Here is a 15348-nt window from a genome sequence, read left to right on the forward strand (position 1 = left end):
ATTTCCGCTCAGGCAAAAGAGCCACAGTGAAGCGGATCGGGCGCTGGAAAACAATCCGCTGAACGCCGCGCGCTGGCAAAAACGCGAAAATCCAAAAGCCGTGCGATTACCGGCCAGACTCGTTTGTTCCGTCTTGCATCGCGGCATACCCTCTGACGCCAATAAAAACCATAAGAGAGAGTCCCGCCTTGATCCGTTTCTGCAAAACCTCGCTGTGCCTCGCCGTTCTGTCTTCGTTTGTTGCCACTGCCAGTCATGCCGCCGATGCGCCGTGGGTCGATAGCGCCGTGAGCGCGGTCAATCAGGAAGTCGTCGACCTGCGCCACACGATTCATCAGCATCCAGAGCTGGGCAATCTTGAGTTCAAGACCGCCGCGCTGGTGGCCGAGCGGTTGAAGGCGTCGAATATTGAAGTGCGCACCGGGGTCGGCAAGACGGGTGTTGTAGGGGTGCTGAAAGGTGGATTGCCGGGGCCGGTCGTGGCGTTGCGCGCCGACATGGATGCACTGCCGGTCAAGGAGATGACGAACCTGCCGTTCGCCAGCCAGGCCACCAGCACGCGGCTCGGCAAGAGCGTGCCGGTGATGCACGCCTGCGGGCACGACACCCACACCGCCATGTTGCTGGGCGCCGCGAAGGTGCTGGCCGAGCATCGCGATCAGGTGCGCGGGACGGTGGTGTTTCTGTTTCAGCCGGCTGAAGAAGGCGCGGCTGACGTCGATGAGTTCCAGACGGACACTCTGATCGGTGCGCAAGCGATGATCCGCGATGGCGCGCTCGATTCGCCCAAGGTCGAAGCGGTGTTTGGGGTGCATGTGATGGCGGGTTATCCGACCGGGCATCTGTTCTACAAATCCGGGACCGTGCTCAACAGCAGCGACTCGTTCCGCATCACGGTCAAGGGCCAGCAGACTCACGGCTCGGCGCCCTGGAGCGGTGTCGATCCGATTGTCGCCAGCCAAGGCATCATCAGCGGATTGCAGACGCTGGTCAGTCGGCGCATCGACCTGACCCAAGGCATGGGCGTGATCAGCGTCGGTACGATCAATGGCGGTTCGGCGGCCAACATCATTCCCGAGTCCGTGGAAATGACCGGGACCATCCGCACCAACAACGCCGACATCCGCGACACGATCTTGAAAAAGATGCCGCCGCTGGTGAACAGCATCGCCAGCGCCTACGAGACCCAGGCCAATTTGCTGCTGGTGAACAATGCGCCGGTAACCACCAACGATCCGGCCCTGACCGAAGCCATGATCCCGGCCCTTGAACGGGCAGCACCGGGCAAGGTCGAGCGCCTGCCCGCCTCGCTGTCGCCGAGCGAAGACTTCTCCTACTACGCGCGCAAAGTGCCGGGGCTGTTCGTGTTCCTCGGCGCAACGCCGGAAGGCCAGGACATGAGCAAGGCGCCGAACAACCACAGCCCCTACTTCACCGCCGATGACGCGACACTGGCCACCGGAGTGAAAGCGCATGTGCAGTTTGTGCTCAATTATCCGGGGCGGGGTCAGCGGGGCTGACTCTTTCCAGTTAAGGATAAATGTGAAAAGGGGACGGATGTATTTTCGTAAATACATCCGTCCCCTTTGCGGGTACTAACTGTAGTCAAACGAAATTTGGTAGTCGTTGGTACTCAGAGCGATCTGATGTTGAAAGTACGGCTGAATGGTCGCAACCCACTGTTCGACGACGTTGAAGCCGCCATTATTGATGTTGCCCTCCACTGGAATGCCTAAGGCATTCAATACTGATTCATCATCCCCCAGATCTTTTGACGTCTCCTCGCCCTGGAATTCCAGGGTTGCAGTGTCGTACCACTCCAGTCTCAGCTCCAGTCCCATCTCTTTCTCACAAATATCTTTTTTGACGAAAAAAGGGACGGTGGCCCCGTCCCCTTTGCTCTCCGCATTATCAGTACTTCGCACAGGTGCCCATGAAATACTCCAGACCGCTCGGGAAGCTGACATCCAGCAGGGCTCCCAGTGCCGCTACCTGATCCTCGCGCAGTAACAACTCACCTGGTTCCAGTTCGCTCAGGGGCTTGGACTCAATGAGTTGCGCAACTTTTTCATTCATTTCGCTACCGTCGATATCCAGCTCGAACTGCAGCGTGTCGTCTTGGACGTGACCGGGGTAAAAGCCGGTTATTGAAAGGAAGAGCATCGCTTGTTCCTTCATGAAAAAAAGGCCAAATATATTCTCGTGAATAGATCCGCCCCCTTTACTTTTTCTGTCTATACATTGCATGTCAGTTGGAAATAGAAATTTCGATCCTCAATCGACCTACCGACAAGCTCTTCGATTGCTTGCATTTGTGGCTGGCTCAAATCATAGCCTTCCCACCCCTGCGGTTCTTCTTTCCAACCCATGATGGCTTTGATTTGCTCATCACATCCCTGTGGCAATTCGATAACGAAAGCCTGGAAGTCTGTCTCGATGTCAAAAGCTTCTACTAAAAATCTCAAGGTTCAACGCTCCTTTTCTTGCCTTTTTTAGATTTTTTATTCTTTTTTGTTGATGTCGGCTCGCCTGTGTTCGGATCGAACTCTCCGAGGTGTTTACCTCTCGCATCATATTTTTCGACCGTACCGTGCATAGAGTCCCACTCAAGAATCAAGCCCTTTGCAGTTTTCCATCTTTTGCGCTTCGCCCCACCACCTTGTACAGACGTTTTACGGCCTACGATTCTTGCATCAGGAAAGGCTGGGAGCACGTCAGGAGCCGGATGGTACTCGTGGTCCCCGCGTGGGTGCTGACAACAATGTATACCGGCTTAAGCCTTGACTCTGCCGGAAACACCAGAATGAAATCCCGATACTCCGGCGGATAAACCGGATTCACCAGAATCCCGTCCGCCGCTTTCGTCGGCGGATACACCCAGATATGCGGCGCCTGCGGAGCAGCCTCCAGTGCCGGAATACCGAGGATGTCGGAACCGTCCACGGCAGGCGTCCAGACCAGCTCAACACCTTCGCCAAGATCCGCAATAAACCGGCTACCACGTGCAGCGAACTGCACGACATCAACCATCTCCCAATCACGATTCTTGCCGGTGTAGAAGCCGTAGCCCTTGAGGCTGCCATCGGCCTGCTGTTCAACACGCAGACGCACACGGGTTCGGGCCTGTTTGAGGGCGAGCAACTGGTCTTCGGTATAGAGCGCGCTGTCGCCCAGGTTCGAGGGCATGAACATCGCCACCAAACCGAGCAACGGGCTGATGACAGCAGCAGAGGCCATCGCGGGCAATGCCTTGAACGCCTCACCGGCAAGGGCGAAAGTGCCCAGCCCCGCAGGGATTGCGGTGCCGCTTATTTTCTTGAGTGCGACGCCACCGCTGTCATCGGCCTCACGGCCACCGAGCAAAATCAGCTCGCCGTAATCCTTCAGGCTATCAGTCGGCACCATCCCCGAAGGATTCGAGTAATCGATGATCGCGTCCGGCAGCTTGCACGACTTGGCAAACACGCAGCCGGCGCGCACCGGCTCAGGCTTGTTCGCCGCCACCTCACGGCTGCGCTCGAAGGCCTCCTGTCTCGCCAGCATGGCGTCGTACTTGTCTTGTCGGTCTTGCTGATCGGCCAGTTCGGTGGCCGTCATGTAGCGGTAAGTGACGTGATGCCCGTCGCCCGCCGGTGGGTTGGGAACCCGGGGAATGTCCTTTTGACCAGCCACTGATTGTCCTTTCGTTCATGCATCGGCATCCCCTCGCAAGAGGCCGCACGACGTTAACGAACCAGGAAAATCATGGCTGTAGGACGTATCTCTAAAGACGTGGGGATTGTTCGACGTGAACGGATTGCATCTCGGCAACGACCGCCTCAATCACACACAAAGCCGTCGGCGACAGGCTCCTGCCCTGCAAGCTCACCACGCCGATTTCAGAATGAAATCCCGGCCGGTCGACAACATGAAGCTCGATCAAACGCCCCACCCGAATGTCTTCAGCCACAGCGCCATGAATGACGCCGAGGATGGTGTCGGTTGAACCAGCGACGGTTTTGAGCAGGGCCACGTCGTCGCACTCCAGCACGATGGGCAGCGCCTGGCGGGTGGAGATGCCGAGGGTTCGGGCGGTCTCGAGCTTCACGACTTCGGGCAAGCGCGTCGTGGCGATGCCATATCCTTCCAGCTCGCCCATCGCCACTTTACGCCCGGCCAGCGGATGCTCCGGACGCACGAAGAAGCCTGCCGAAACCTGGCCCAGCGAACGGATCAGCAGATCGGATTCCGCCGTGAAATTGCGGATATCGGCAACAAAGAATTCGATCCCTTCAGCGCGCAGCCGCGCTTCGAGAATCTGCCAGTTGTTCACTTCCACGCGCAGAGTGACTGCCGGGTGATCCAGGCGCAGTCGCGGCACGACTTGATGCATCAACATGGCCGACGGGAACGGTCCGACGCCAAAGGCGAGGCTGCCCAGTTGGCGATCGCTGTAGAGCGCCATGTCCCGCTCCAGCGACCGGGCATCGAACAGCAGCCGCCGCGCCCGCTCGATCAGAAACTCTCCCGCCGGCGTCGGGCGGACATCGCCGCTGTCGCGGTCGAACAGGCGCTGCCCGGTTTCGCTCTCCAGCGCCTGAATGCTGCGGCTCAGGGCTGGCTGGCTGAGGTGCACGCGCTCGGCCGCTCGGCCAAAATGGCGTTCATCGGCCAGCGCGAGAAGGTGTGACAGTCGTTTGAGGTCCATTCGCCCGATGCTAGCGACGCATTATCCGGATGTAAACAATGCATTGGATACATCACCGCCCTGCCCCTAGGCTGGAGCGCATTCGACCCTCGGAGAACAACAAGAATGAAACCGACCCTCTACACGATCCTCGCCCTGACGCTGGTGTCCCTCGGCGGCTGTGACAACAAACCCAGCGTCGCAGCCGGCGACGCCACGCCCGCCACGGCAGCGGTGATCCAGGCGTCGATCAAGGGCCTGGACCTCAGCGACAACCGGGACATGGAAGATGCCCAGCGCGGTTTCATCGCCCGGCCCACCGGCAAGATCCTCAGCTCCGACGGCAATGTGCTGATCGATTTCGATGCGTACCGCTTCGTCGAAGGCCAGGCGCCAGCCACCGTCAACCCGAGCCTGTGGCGGCACGCGATGCTCAACGCGCAGATCGGTCTGTTCAAGGTTCGCGATGGGATTTACCAGTTGCGCGGATTCGACATCGCCAACATGACGCTGATCGACGGGCAGACCGGCTGGATCGTGGTCGACCCGCTGACCTCCCGTGAATCTGCCGCAGCGGCGTTGGCATTTGCGCGCGAGCATCTGGGCAACAAGCCCGTCACCGCGATCATTTTCACCCACGACCATGCCGACCATTTCGGCGGTGTGTTGGGCATCACCTCAAGCAGCGAAGTCGCCCAGCGCAATATTCCCATCGTCGCGCCTGCCGGGTTCATGGAGGAAGCCACCAGCGAAAACATCCTGGCGGGCCCGGCGATGGCGCGGCGTTCGATGTATCAGTTCGGCAAGAACCTGACGCCGGGCGCCACCGGCATCGTCGACACCGGTCTGGGCAAAAACGTCGCCTACGGCAGCATGGGCATCCTGCCGCCGACGCAGATCATCGACCAGCCGATCCAGCCGCTGGTGCTGGACGGCGTCAGCTTCGTGTTCCACAACATGCCCGGCGCGGAAGCCCCGGCCGAGCTGACCTTTTCGATCCCCGCGCTCAAGGCGTATGGCGGCGCGGAGCTGCTGGCGCAGACCATGCACAACCTGCTGCCGATCCGTGGCGCCAAGGTGCGCGATGCGCTGCGCTGGTCCGAATACACGCAAATCGCCCTCGACGAACTGGGCGACACCGAGGTCTATTTCGGTCAGCACAACTGGCCGATCTGGGGCAACGAGCGGATCCGCGAATTCATCACCAAGCACCGCGACGTCTACAAATACCTGCACGACCAGACCGTGCGCCTGATGAACGCCGGCTACACCCCCAACGAGATCGCCGACAAGATCCAGCTGCCGGATTCGCTGGCGTCGTACTTCGGCACTCGCGGCTATTACGGCGACCTGCGCCACAACGTCAAGGCGATCTACCAGCTGTACCTGGGCGCCTACGATGGCAACCCCGCGCACTTGAATCCGCTGGTGCCCAAAGAATCGGCAAAGCGCTACGTCGAATTGATGGGGGGCAATGCCAAGGTGCTCGAAGCCGCTCGCGCAGCCTATGACAAGGGCGAATACCGCTGGGTCGCCGAGCTGCTGGATCAGGCCGTGCTCGTCAAACCCGACGACACGGCCGCCAAAGAACTGCTGGCCCGCGCGTACGAACAGATGGGCTATCAGGCGGAATCGGCGACCTGGCGCAACAGCTACCTGACCGCGGCCATGGAGCTGCGCAACGGCCCGCCAGCCAAGGGCGTCAAACGCTCCGATCTGATCGAACTGATGAAGCAGACCCCCACTGAGCGCTTCCTCGAAGCCATGGCCGCAAGCCTCGACGGGCCGGCGGCGGATGGCAAGAACTGGACCTTCAATCTGGTGCTGACCGATACGAATGAATCGTTCGTGCTATGGATCGAGAACGCCGTGCTGCACTATCGAAAAGGCCCGACGGCAGAGAATGCCAACGCAACGCTGACTGTCACCAAGGACCTGTTCGTCCAGTTGCTGGGGGGCACCGCCGGGCTGAAGGAAACGCTTACCTCCGATGATCTGAAGGTGGAAGGCAGCAAGGTCGATCTCGTGAGGTTTCTGGGGCTGCTGGAAAAGGCGCCGGGGAATTTTGCGATTGTTGCGCGGGCGCGCGACTGATTCACAACGCACCGTGCGAGTGTAATGATTCGGCCAGTCGGTGCAGTGTGTCAGCACCGACTTTCTGCCTTGAGCAAATACGGCTAGGCGCATTCAGGCCGCGATCGTCGATGCTAAGGCCGACCGAATTTCCAGGACTTCCACACCGTGCCCGACACTCCGACTCAAATGGCCTACGCGAGACGCTTCACGGCGGTACTCGCCTACATCGACGCCAACCTTGAAGGCGACCTGTCGGTGAAGGCGTTAAGTCAGGTTGCGAACTTTTCCGAGTTCCACTTTCACAGGCAATTTACGGTATTCGTCGGCGTGCCCGTTTCTCGTTATGTGCAGTTGATGCGCCTGCGTCGTGCGGCGCACCGCTTGATCGCCCTGCCTCACCTCTCGGTGATGGACGCCGCGCTGGATACGGGCTTCGAGAGTCCCGAGGCGTTTTCGAGGGCATTCAAGCGAGCCCTCGGCCTCTCGCCCGGGGCCTTTCGCAAGGCACCGGACTGGAAGGTCTGGCATTCGGTCTTTGCCATTCCGCATTTCTCAAGGAGCATTGCCATGCAGGTACGAATTGTCGACTTCCCCGAAGTTCGCGTCGCCGCACTCGAACACCGCGGCCCGCCAGGGCTTCTCAATCAAAGCGTGCAAACGTTCATCCGGTGGCGCCAGCAAAGTGGCCAGTCACCCGTGGCGTCGAGCCGCACGTTCGGGATTCCCTATGGCAATCCCGACACGACACCAGCGCAAGACTTTCATTTCGCGATTTGCGGTGAGATTCACGACACCGTGGCGCCCAATGCATTCAATGTCGGCGAACTGATCATTCCCGCCGGTCGCTGCGCCGTCGTCCGTCATGTGGGCTCCACCGATCACATCGGCGAAACCATCTACCCGATCTACCGTGACTGGTTACCGGCCAGCGGCGAAGAATTGCGTGATCACCCACTGTTTTTCGAATACTTGAGCATCAGCCCCGAGACCCCGAAAGATCAGTGGCAAACGGATATCTACGTGCCGCTGCGCTAGCCTGCTCATGCCCGATCTGCTCGTGCAGCAGGTCGGGCAAATGCGCACGACTGCGAACAGAATCAGGCAAGCAATCCGGAGAAATGCGCTAACAGAATGGGGACACGGAACGTGAAGATGGCTGTCCGACTGATCCTTCGAGGACGTTCCCATGCTTGTACACGCCTACGGTGCCCACGCCGGCGATAAACCCCTTGAGCCGATGCAGATCAATCGCCGCGCGCCGGCGGCCCATGATGTGCAGATCGACATCGCCTTCTGCGGCATCTGCCACTCCGACCTGCACCAGGTGCGCGCCGAATGGGCCGGGACGCAATTCCCCTGCGTGCCGGGGCACGAGATTGTCGGCCGCGTTTCGGCAGTCGGCGCCCATGTGTCCGACTACAAAGTCGGTGATCTGGTGGGTGTCGGCTGCATCGTCGACAGCTGCAAACACTGCGAGGATTGCGAGACCGGTCTGGAAAACTACTGCGACGGCATGATCGGCACCTACAACTTCCCGACCCCGGACGCACCGGGCTGGACCCTCGGCGGCTACTCGCAAAACATCGTGGTGCATGAGCGTTATGTCCTGCGTATCCGTCACCCTGAGGCGCAGTTGGCTGCCGTCGCGCCGCTGCTGTGTGCGGGCATCACTACGTACTCGCCGCTGCGTCACTGGAACGCCGGGCCGGGCAAAAAGGTCGGTGTGGTCGGTATCGGTGGCCTGGGCCACATGGGCATCAAACTGGCCCATGCGATGGGCGCGCACGTCGTGGCGTTCACCACCTCCGAGTCCAAGCGCGAAGCCGCAAAAGCACTGGGCGCCGATGAGGTCGTGGTATCGCGCAATGCCGAAGAAATGGCCGCGCACACCAAGAGCTTCGACTTGATCCTCAACACCGTCGCCGCGCCTCACGATCTCGACGCGTTTCTGGTGCTGCTCAAGCGTGACGGCGCCCTGACGCTGGTCGGTGCGCCCGCCTCACCGCATACGTCACCGAACGTGTTCAACCTGATCATGAAGCGCCGGACCATTGCCGGTTCAATGATCGGTGGCATTGCCGAGACCCAGGAGATGCTGGATTTCTGTGCCGAACACGGCATCGTTTCCGACATCGAGCTGATTCGCGCGGACCAAATCAACGCGTCCTACGAGCGGATGCTGCAGGGTGATGTGAAATATCGTTTTGTGATCGATAACTCGACGCTGGCTGGCTGAGCCCTTACTCCGGCAAACCCGCCAACCGCAAACCTTCGGCAAACCGGGCGACGTCTTCAGGCCGTTGAATGGGCAGCCACGCGCTCAGGCTGGACACCCGCAATGTCGGGTCCAGCTGACGCAGCCGTTCCATGGCCTGCCCAGCTTTGTCGGTTCGCCCGCCGAGCGCGTGGCTGGCGGCGATCAGGGCCGCCGCTACCAAAAGACTGGGAAGATTTCCCTGCGCTTTCTCGGCCCAGGAAGTCGAGAGCTCGAAGCGACCCGCAAAGAAGTGTGCCAGCGCCATCCCGACCTGCATGCGGAACATTTCCGGATCCAGCGGGCTCAGGCGCACGGCATGCTCGAGGTTGGCAATGGCGGCTTCGGTTTCGCCACCCAAGGCGCGCAGGATACCGCCGAGATACCAGGCCGGCGCCAGATTGGGGTTGAGCACTCGAGCCCGATCCAGCAAAGCAATGCCACAATCGACATCCCCGGTCAGATGGGCCAGGGCATGACCGCAGCGGGTCAGCGCCACGGCGTCATCGCGCCCCAGTTCCACACCCATTCGCGCCAGCCGCGCACCTTCGGCGATTTCCCGGGGCCGGTCGGTCATCCAGCCGTTGAGCTTGCGCCAGAAGTGGCACCACGCGGCCATGCCATACGCCGAGGCGAATTCCGGATCCAGTTCAATCGCCCGGGAGAACAACGCCAGTGCCTGCTCGATCGCCTCTTGGGTGCCGATGTGCAGTTTGGCCGTGCCCCGCAGGTAGTAATCATAGGCATCGAGGCTGTCGGTGGGCTTGCGTTTGGCCCGCTCGATTTCCGCGCGTTCAAGCTGCGGCGCAATGGCGCCCACTACGCTCTCGGCCACTTGATCCTGGAGTTCGAAAATATCGTCGAGCAGGCCTTCGAAGCGCTCGGCCCACAGGTGCGTGCCGCTGCACGCATCAATCAACTGGCCGGTGATGCGGATCTTGTTGCCGCTCTTGCGCACGCTGCCTTCCAGCACGTAACGCACACCCAGTTCCTGACCGACGCCTCGCGCATCCACCGCCCTGCCCTTGTAGGTGAAACTGGAGTTGCGGGCGATGACGAACAGCCAGCGCAGGCGCGACAACGCGGTGATGATGTCTTCGACGATGCCGTCGGCGAAATAGTCCTGCTCGGCGTCTCCACTGAGATTCTGGAAGGGCAGGACGGTGATCGAAGGTTTTTCCGGCAGGACAAGTGTCGTGGCCACTTCGGGTATCGCAGGCGCTTCGGGCGCATTGACGGGGCTGTCGCTCGAGGTGATTTCACCGACAAAGCGATAGCCCTTGCGCGGCACCGTGCGCACCAGGCGCTGCTGCTCGCCGGTGTCGCCGATGGCCTTGCGCACGGCGTTGATGTGGCTGGTGATGGTCGATTCGGAAACGATCCGGCCGCTCCATACGGCGCTCAACAGTTCGTCCTTGCTCACCACCCGCTCGCGGTTGCTGACCAGCAGCAACAGCAGATCGAAGACCTGCGGCCCGACCGTCACGACTTGCCCGTGACAGGTCAGTTCCCGGCGCTGCTGGTCGAGCAGGTAGTCTTCAAACACAAATTGCACGGTGGCTGTTCTCTGGTCTGGCGCCCGCGACGCCGTGTCCGGGCAGGCGATTGTTTTGCGCTCGATCATACGGCAGACCTCGGGCCGCCGCACCGGTCTGCACACTGGTCTACGCATCTGCCGACGGATTGGCCTGTCTGGACAAAAAACCAAGACAAATCCAAGGTCACCACAAGGATTTGCCCGAGCGCCGCAAGCATGCTCAACCCACATCGACAGCAATGGTTGCCGTCGGCAAGTGGAGAGTTGCCATGAAGATCGTCGTTATCGGAGGCACCGGCCTCATCGGATCGAAACTTGTGAACAATCTGCGCGAACGCGGCCACGATGCACTCGCCGCCTCCCCTAACACCGGCGTCAACAGCATCACCCGCGAAGGCCTGGCCGAAGCGATGGACGGCGCCCAGGTGGTGGTCGACGTTTCCAACGCCCCTTCGTGGGAAGACCAGGCTGTACTCGACTTCTTCGAGACCTCCACTCGCAACCTCCTCGCCGCCGAAGCCGCAGCCGGGGTTCGCCATCACGTGGCGCTGTCGATCGTCGCCAGTGAGCGCTCGCCTGCCAACGGCTACTTCCGCGCCAAGGTCGCGCAGGAGAACCTGATCAAGGCCTCGAGCATTCCGTACACCCTAGTGCGGGCCACGCAATTCTTCGAATTTGTCGGCGGCATCGCCCAATCCGCCACCGTCGGCGAGGAAGTGCGCCTGTCGCCGGCACTGATCCAGCCCATGGCCTCCGACGATGTCGCCGCTGCCCTCACCGACGTTGCCTTGGCAGCGCCGATCAACGGCACGCAGGAAATCGCCGGCCCCGAAGCCATGCCCCTCGACGAGCTGGTCCGGCGTTTTTTCCGCGCCACCCACGACACCCGCAAAGTGATCCCGGACGTCCACGCCCGCTACTTTGGCGGCGAGCTCGACGACCAGTCGCTCACCCCCGGCAGCAGCAACCCGCGCCTGGGCCCAACCCGCTTTGAAGACTGGCTGGCGAAATCGACCCAGCGCTGAAACACCCCACTCAATTGAAGGAGTATCGCCATGTTCAGCCGAATCCTGCTGGCCGCCACGTTTGCGGCCCTGTCGATATCATCTGCCTCGGCCGCCGAACCGCAGGCGGGCAAGGTCACCGTGGTGTTCGACCGCGCCCTGCCCAACGTTCCGGGCAAATCCATGCGGGGCGTGCTGGTGGAATACGCGCCCGGTGGATCTTCGCCGGCGCACTTCCATCCGAAGTCCGCGTTCATCTACGCCACGGTGCTTGAGGGCGCCGTGCGCAGCAAGGTCGGTGACGCGCCGGAGAAGGTCTACAAGGCCGGGGAAAACTTCGTCGAGCAACCGGGTGACTTCCACGCGGTGAGCGCCAATGCCAGCACCACTGAGCCGTCCCGTCTGCTGGCGGTGTTCGTGCTCGACAGCAGCGAGACCGACCTGGTCAAACCGGTCAAGCCGTAACCGATCCTTACGCCAATCCACCTCCGGCAGCGTGGCTGCCGGAGAGTACCGCTACGGGGCGCGATCAAGGTCGGCGTTGCAAAACATGCCCGATCAAAGCATTGATCTTTCGCCCCACACCCAGTAAAAAACCGTCTTCCCTTTCCACCCTTGCAAGGAGCAGCGGATGCTCGAACTCGCCACGCAACGCCTTGACCTGCGCACGATGGTCGAATCCGACTGGCCGCTGTTCCTCAGGCTGCACTCCGAGCCGCAAACCATGCAGTACGTGTTCGGTGAAATCGCCGAGGACCAGGTGCGCAAAGGCTTCGAGCATCGGCTTCCGGCCTGGGGGCCGCAGTCGGATCACTGGTTGTGTCTGGTGGTGACCGACAGGGCCAGCGGGCAGGAACTGGGCGTGACCGGATTCCGCATTCTGTCGCCGGGGCATGCCGAGGTGGGTTGCCTGCTGTTGCCCGAGCATCAGGGCAAAGGCTTTGGCACCGAGTCGCGCCAGGCGATCATCGACTATGCCGCCGCCATCGGCCTGGACTCGTTGGAGTCGACCGTGACCGACGGTAATATCGCCTCCTGCAAGGTGTTGGAGAAATGCGGTTTTGTATTCGAGCGCCGCGTGCCACAGGCCTATCAGATTGGAGATCGGTGGTTTGACGACCTGATCTACCGCTATCAAATCAGCTGACCCCGTTTTATCAGCGACCGCCAAGGAGGCCCTCGTCGTGAATCCTTATCAATGCCTGCCACCCCGCGCTTTCTGGCGCACCGCCGTGGCTGACAAGCCCGCGCTGACCATCGATCAACTGTGGACGCCGCAGTTCGAGATCGGCAACAAGGACGCCATCGTCACCGCCGGCTCGTGTTTCGCCCAGCACATCGGCCGCGCGCTGGTGGAACGCGGCATGAACTGGCTGGACGCGGAACCGGCCCCCACCGAACTGCCCAAAGACGACTGGAAGGCCCATAACTACGGGGTGTTCTCCTTCCGCACCGGCAATCTGTACACCCCGGCGATGCTGTGCCAATGGCTGGAATGGGCGCTGGGCGTGAGCCTGCCCCCCGACGAAACCTGGGCCCATGACGGGCGTTTCTTCGACCCGTTCCGCCCCGCCGTGGAGCCCGAAGGTTTTGCCAGCGAGGACGCGCTGTTCGCATCGCGCGAAGCCACCCTCGACGCCATCCGCACCGCCCTGCGCCAGGCCAAAGTGTTCGTGTTTACCCTCGGCCTGACCGAAGCCTGGCAAAACCGCCAGACCGGACTGGTGTACCCCGTGTGCCCTGGCACCGTGCGCGGCACCTTCGATCCGCTGCTTCACAAGTTCTGCAACTTCGGATTCATGGACACCTATGGCGATATGGTCCGGGCGCTGGAGTTGATGCGTTCGATCAACCCGCAACTGCGCCTGCTGCTCACCGTGTCACCGGTGCCCCTGACGGCGACCGCCACGGGCGAGCATGTGCTGAGCGCCACCACCTATTCCAAATCGGTCCTGCGCGCCGTCGCCGGGCAGCTGTGTGAAGACCTGCACGACGTCGACTATTTCCCTTCCTACGAAATCATCACCGGCACACCGTTCAAGGGCGCGTTCTATCAGCCCAACCAGCGGGAAGTCACGCCCGAAGGCGTGGCGTTCGTCATGCAGCAGTTTTTCGCCGGGCTCGATGCGGTTCAACCGGTGCACACGCCGGCCAGCGTGCCCTCCACCTGCGTGTCCAGCGAGGAGCTTGTCTGTGAAGACGCCGTGCTCGATTACTACGCCTAGGTTTCTGCTGCTGGGCGACTCCCATGCCGGGGTCATCGGCAAGGCGGCGCAGGCCCGCGAGCTGCCTTTCAGCGGCGGCCCGCTGGGCACCGGCCGGGATTTCGCGGTCGACTTTTTCAGCCTGACCCGCCATGACGTGGTGTTTCGGGAAGCCGAGATGGAGCGCCTGTATCGCCAGGCCCTTGAGCCGTTCGAAGTGCCGCAACTGGCGAAGGTCGGCGTGCCGCTGGTGAGTACCATTGGCCTGAGCCTGCACTACCTCGCGACCGCGCCGAACTGGACGTGCTACCAGACCCTGGACGGCGAATTCGACGAAGGTTTTTTCGCCGGGCCGCTGTTCGAATCCATTGTCGACACCTTGTCCCGGCCTGCACTGGCGTTCTATGAACAGGCCCGGGCGATGGACCTCAAGGTGTTCGCCGTATTGCCGCCGCAGCGGGTGCCGGAGTTGTCCGACTCACGAGTGTTCATGGCCGCGCAGGCGCTGCTGATCGAGCGTCTGCAAGGACTTGGCATCGAGCTGATCGACGTGCGCACGGCGGCGAATGATGAGCAGGGCTTTCAGCGTTCGGCGTACTGCGAAGTGGATGACCCGCTGCACGGGAATCTGGCGTTCGGCGAGTTGATCGTCGAGCAACTGCTCAAACAAGGCCTGTGAATGACCGGTGGGAACGGCACCGCCGCTCCCGCCGTTTTTTTAGATTCAAGCTTTCGGCTGCGTCCCCAGAATCGTCACCCGCTCGCCATACCGCGAGTGCGGAAAATAATCCCAGACCGCATGGTGCTGGGTGCAACGGTTGTCCCAGAACACCAAGGTATTCGGCGCCCAGCGCACGCGACAACTCAGAACTGGTTCGCGAGCCACCAGATCGAACAGCATGTTCAACAGCACCTGGCTTTCCCCGCCGGATAACTGGACGATGTGCGACGTAAACCCGGAATTGACGAACAGCGTTTTGCGACCGGTTTCCGGGTGGCGAACCACCACCGGGTGCTCGGTTTTCGGCAGGTTGGCCGGCGCCTCATAGCCCTTCCACGGAATCGCGCCGTCATGGATCGCTGTCAGTTCTCCGAGAAACTGCTGCATCGTCGGCGACAGCATTTCCAGCGCCAGGTGCATGTTGGCGAACAGCGTATCGCCGCCCGTGCCGATGGCCGGGGTTTCCTTGACGTACAGCATCGAGCCCATGGACGGCGCCAGGTCGGCGGTGCCGTCGGTGTGCCAGGTTTCGCCGGCCACGTAGCGCGATTGCGCGTTGGCGCGGATCACCACCAGTTCCGGGTCATCGCCGTCGATGTCTTCCACCGGCAGCGCCCGCAGCTCACCGAACAACCGGCCAAACGCCTTGTGCTCGTCCACCGTCAGATGTTGATCGCGGAACACCACCACGTGATTCTCCAGAAAGGCCCGGCGGATTTCCGCGAGCTGCTCGTCGCTCAGCGGCTGCGAAAGATCGACGCCGCCGATCTCGGCCCCGATGATCGGCGTGATCCGCTCGACCGTGATGTGCTGATACGGTGCGCGCCGTTCTGCGGCGATGCGCTCGATTGCCTTGAGTGCCAACTGATCCATGTTCCCTCACCTT

The 15348-nt window shown here is 61.4% G+C and carries 15 protein-coding genes and 1 pseudogene; 9 read left to right on the plus strand and 7 right to left on the minus strand.

The genetic code is table 11. The annotated features are described in order from the left end of the window. Positions 1–188: 188 nt before the first annotated feature. Positions 189–1520, plus strand: a complete 1332-nt coding sequence (locus AC07XZ_RS16615; protein ID WP_102686681.1) for an amidohydrolase — start codon at positions 189–191, stop codon at positions 1518–1520. Positions 1521–1595: 75 nt separating this feature from the next. On the opposite strand, the gene AC07XZ_RS16620 is transcribed toward AC07XZ_RS16615, so the two are convergent. The 5 genes and pseudogenes from AC07XZ_RS16620 to AC07XZ_RS16640 form a co-directional block, all read right to left on the minus strand. Next, positions 1596–1967, minus strand: a complete 372-nt coding sequence (locus tag AC07XZ_RS16620) for a colicin E3-like toxin immunity protein (protein ID WP_371921026.1) — start codon at positions 1965–1967, stop codon at positions 1596–1598. Then, positions 1912–2163 (minus strand): pyocin S6 family toxin immunity protein, encoded by a 252-nt coding sequence (locus AC07XZ_RS16625; protein ID WP_102686680.1) that lies wholly within the window; start codon positions 2161–2163, stop codon positions 1912–1914. Before AC07XZ_RS16625 ends, AC07XZ_RS16620 begins: the two co-directional genes overlap by 56 nt. A gap of 71 nt (positions 2164–2234) precedes the next feature. After that, complete coding sequence (locus tag AC07XZ_RS16630; RefSeq protein WP_085688188.1) at positions 2235–2465, minus strand: DUF7683 domain-containing protein; 231 nt, start codon at positions 2463–2465, stop codon at positions 2235–2237. Further along, positions 2462–3672: pseudogene (locus AC07XZ_RS16635) on the minus strand (colicin E3/pyocin S6 family cytotoxin). The gene AC07XZ_RS16630 and the pseudogene AC07XZ_RS16635 overlap by 4 nt, the downstream one beginning before the upstream one ends. Before the next feature lie 91 nt (positions 3673–3763). Further along, complete coding sequence (locus tag AC07XZ_RS16640; protein WP_102686679.1) at positions 3764–4687, minus strand: LysR family transcriptional regulator; 924 nt, start codon at positions 4685–4687, stop codon at positions 3764–3766. Positions 4688–4792: 105 nt separating this feature from the next. Between AC07XZ_RS16640 and AC07XZ_RS16645 the strand changes: the two genes are divergently transcribed. The 3 genes from AC07XZ_RS16645 (at position 4793) to AC07XZ_RS16655 (ending at position 8978) form a co-directional block, all read left to right on the plus strand. Next, a complete protein-coding gene (locus AC07XZ_RS16645; RefSeq protein WP_102686678.1) occupies positions 4793–6760 on the plus strand; it encodes an alkyl/aryl-sulfatase in 1968 nt (655 codons plus the stop codon). A 168-nt stretch (positions 6761–6928) separates the two neighbouring features. Then, entirely contained in the window at positions 6929–7777 is an 849-nt protein-coding gene (locus tag AC07XZ_RS16650; RefSeq protein WP_102686677.1) for an AraC family transcriptional regulator, read from the plus strand. A 151-nt stretch (positions 7778–7928) separates the two neighbouring features. Continuing rightward, positions 7929–8978: an NAD(P)-dependent alcohol dehydrogenase gene (locus tag AC07XZ_RS16655; RefSeq protein ID WP_102686676.1), complete on the plus strand. Its 1050-nt coding sequence runs from the start codon at positions 7929–7931 to the stop codon at positions 8976–8978. 4 nt (positions 8979–8982) lie between these two features. Here AC07XZ_RS16655 and AC07XZ_RS16660 read toward each other — a convergent pair whose 3' ends face one another. Beyond that, the gene (locus tag AC07XZ_RS16660) at positions 8983–10551 is read right to left on the minus strand and encodes a winged helix-turn-helix domain-containing tetratricopeptide repeat protein (protein ID WP_102686766.1); all 1569 of its coding nucleotides are present in this window, start codon (positions 10549–10551) and stop codon (positions 8983–8985) included. 251 nt (positions 10552–10802) lie between these two features. On the opposite strand from AC07XZ_RS16660, the gene AC07XZ_RS16665 reads away from it, so the two are divergent. From AC07XZ_RS16665 to AC07XZ_RS16685, 5 genes are all read left to right on the plus strand, one after another. Next, positions 10803–11558: an SDR family oxidoreductase gene (locus AC07XZ_RS16665; protein WP_102686675.1), complete on the plus strand. Its 756-nt coding sequence runs from the start codon at positions 10803–10805 to the stop codon at positions 11556–11558. Positions 11559–11588: 30 nt separating this feature from the next. Next, positions 11589–12002, plus strand: a complete 414-nt coding sequence (locus AC07XZ_RS16670) for a cupin domain-containing protein (protein ID WP_102686674.1) — start codon at positions 11589–11591, stop codon at positions 12000–12002. A gap of 166 nt (positions 12003–12168) precedes the next feature. Then, positions 12169–12684 carry a GNAT family N-acetyltransferase gene (locus AC07XZ_RS16675; RefSeq protein ID WP_085747531.1) on the plus strand — a complete coding sequence of 172 codons (516 nt, stop codon included), beginning with the start codon at positions 12169–12171 and terminating at the stop codon, positions 12682–12684. Positions 12685–12721: 37 nt separating this feature from the next. Beyond that, on the plus strand, positions 12722–13762 hold the full coding sequence (locus AC07XZ_RS16680) for a GSCFA domain-containing protein (RefSeq protein ID WP_102686673.1): 1041 nt from the start codon (positions 12722–12724) through the stop codon (positions 13760–13762). Continuing rightward, positions 13731–14420, plus strand: coding sequence for a hypothetical protein (locus tag AC07XZ_RS16685; RefSeq protein ID WP_102686672.1), 690 nt, complete (start codon positions 13731–13733; stop codon positions 14418–14420). Before AC07XZ_RS16680 ends, AC07XZ_RS16685 begins: the two co-directional genes overlap by 32 nt. A gap of 45 nt (positions 14421–14465) precedes the next feature. Here AC07XZ_RS16685 and AC07XZ_RS16690 read toward each other — a convergent pair whose 3' ends face one another. Further along, on the minus strand, positions 14466–15335 hold the full coding sequence (locus tag AC07XZ_RS16690) for a TauD/TfdA dioxygenase family protein (protein WP_102686671.1): 870 nt from the start codon (positions 15333–15335) through the stop codon (positions 14466–14468). Between the last annotated feature and the right edge of the window lie 13 nt (positions 15336–15348).

Source organism: Pseudomonas sp. GW458-11-26-14-LB4, assembly GCF_059423925.1.

What these genes read in the sequence shown, in the direction of transcription:
- AC07XZ_RS16620 (WP_371921026.1), bottom strand. Translation starts at nt 1,967, where the DNA reads ATGTCAGCTTCCCGAGCGGTCTGGAGTATTTCATGGGCACCTGTGCGA.
- AC07XZ_RS16625 (WP_102686680.1), bottom strand. Translation starts at nt 2,163, where the DNA reads ATGCTCTTCCTTTCAATAACCGGCTTTTACCCCGGTCACGTCCAAGAC.
- AC07XZ_RS16675 (WP_085747531.1), top strand. Translation starts at nt 12,169, where the DNA reads ATGCTCGAACTCGCCACGCAACGCCTTGACCTGCGCACGATGGTCGAA.
- AC07XZ_RS16690 (WP_102686671.1), bottom strand. Translation starts at nt 15,335, where the DNA reads ATGGATCAGTTGGCACTCAAGGCAATCGAGCGCATCGCCGCAGAACGG.
- AC07XZ_RS16650 (WP_102686677.1), top strand. Translation starts at nt 6,929, where the DNA reads ATGGCCTACGCGAGACGCTTCACGGCGGTACTCGCCTACATCGACGCC.
- AC07XZ_RS16655 (WP_102686676.1), top strand. Translation starts at nt 7,929, where the DNA reads ATGCTTGTACACGCCTACGGTGCCCACGCCGGCGATAAACCCCTTGAG.
- AC07XZ_RS16640 (WP_102686679.1), bottom strand. Translation starts at nt 4,687, where the DNA reads ATGGACCTCAAACGACTGTCACACCTTCTCGCGCTGGCCGATGAACGC.
- AC07XZ_RS16670 (WP_102686674.1), top strand. Translation starts at nt 11,589, where the DNA reads ATGTTCAGCCGAATCCTGCTGGCCGCCACGTTTGCGGCCCTGTCGATA.
- AC07XZ_RS16665 (WP_102686675.1), top strand. Translation starts at nt 10,803, where the DNA reads ATGAAGATCGTCGTTATCGGAGGCACCGGCCTCATCGGATCGAAACTT.
- AC07XZ_RS16645 (WP_102686678.1), top strand. Translation starts at nt 4,793, where the DNA reads ATGAAACCGACCCTCTACACGATCCTCGCCCTGACGCTGGTGTCCCTC.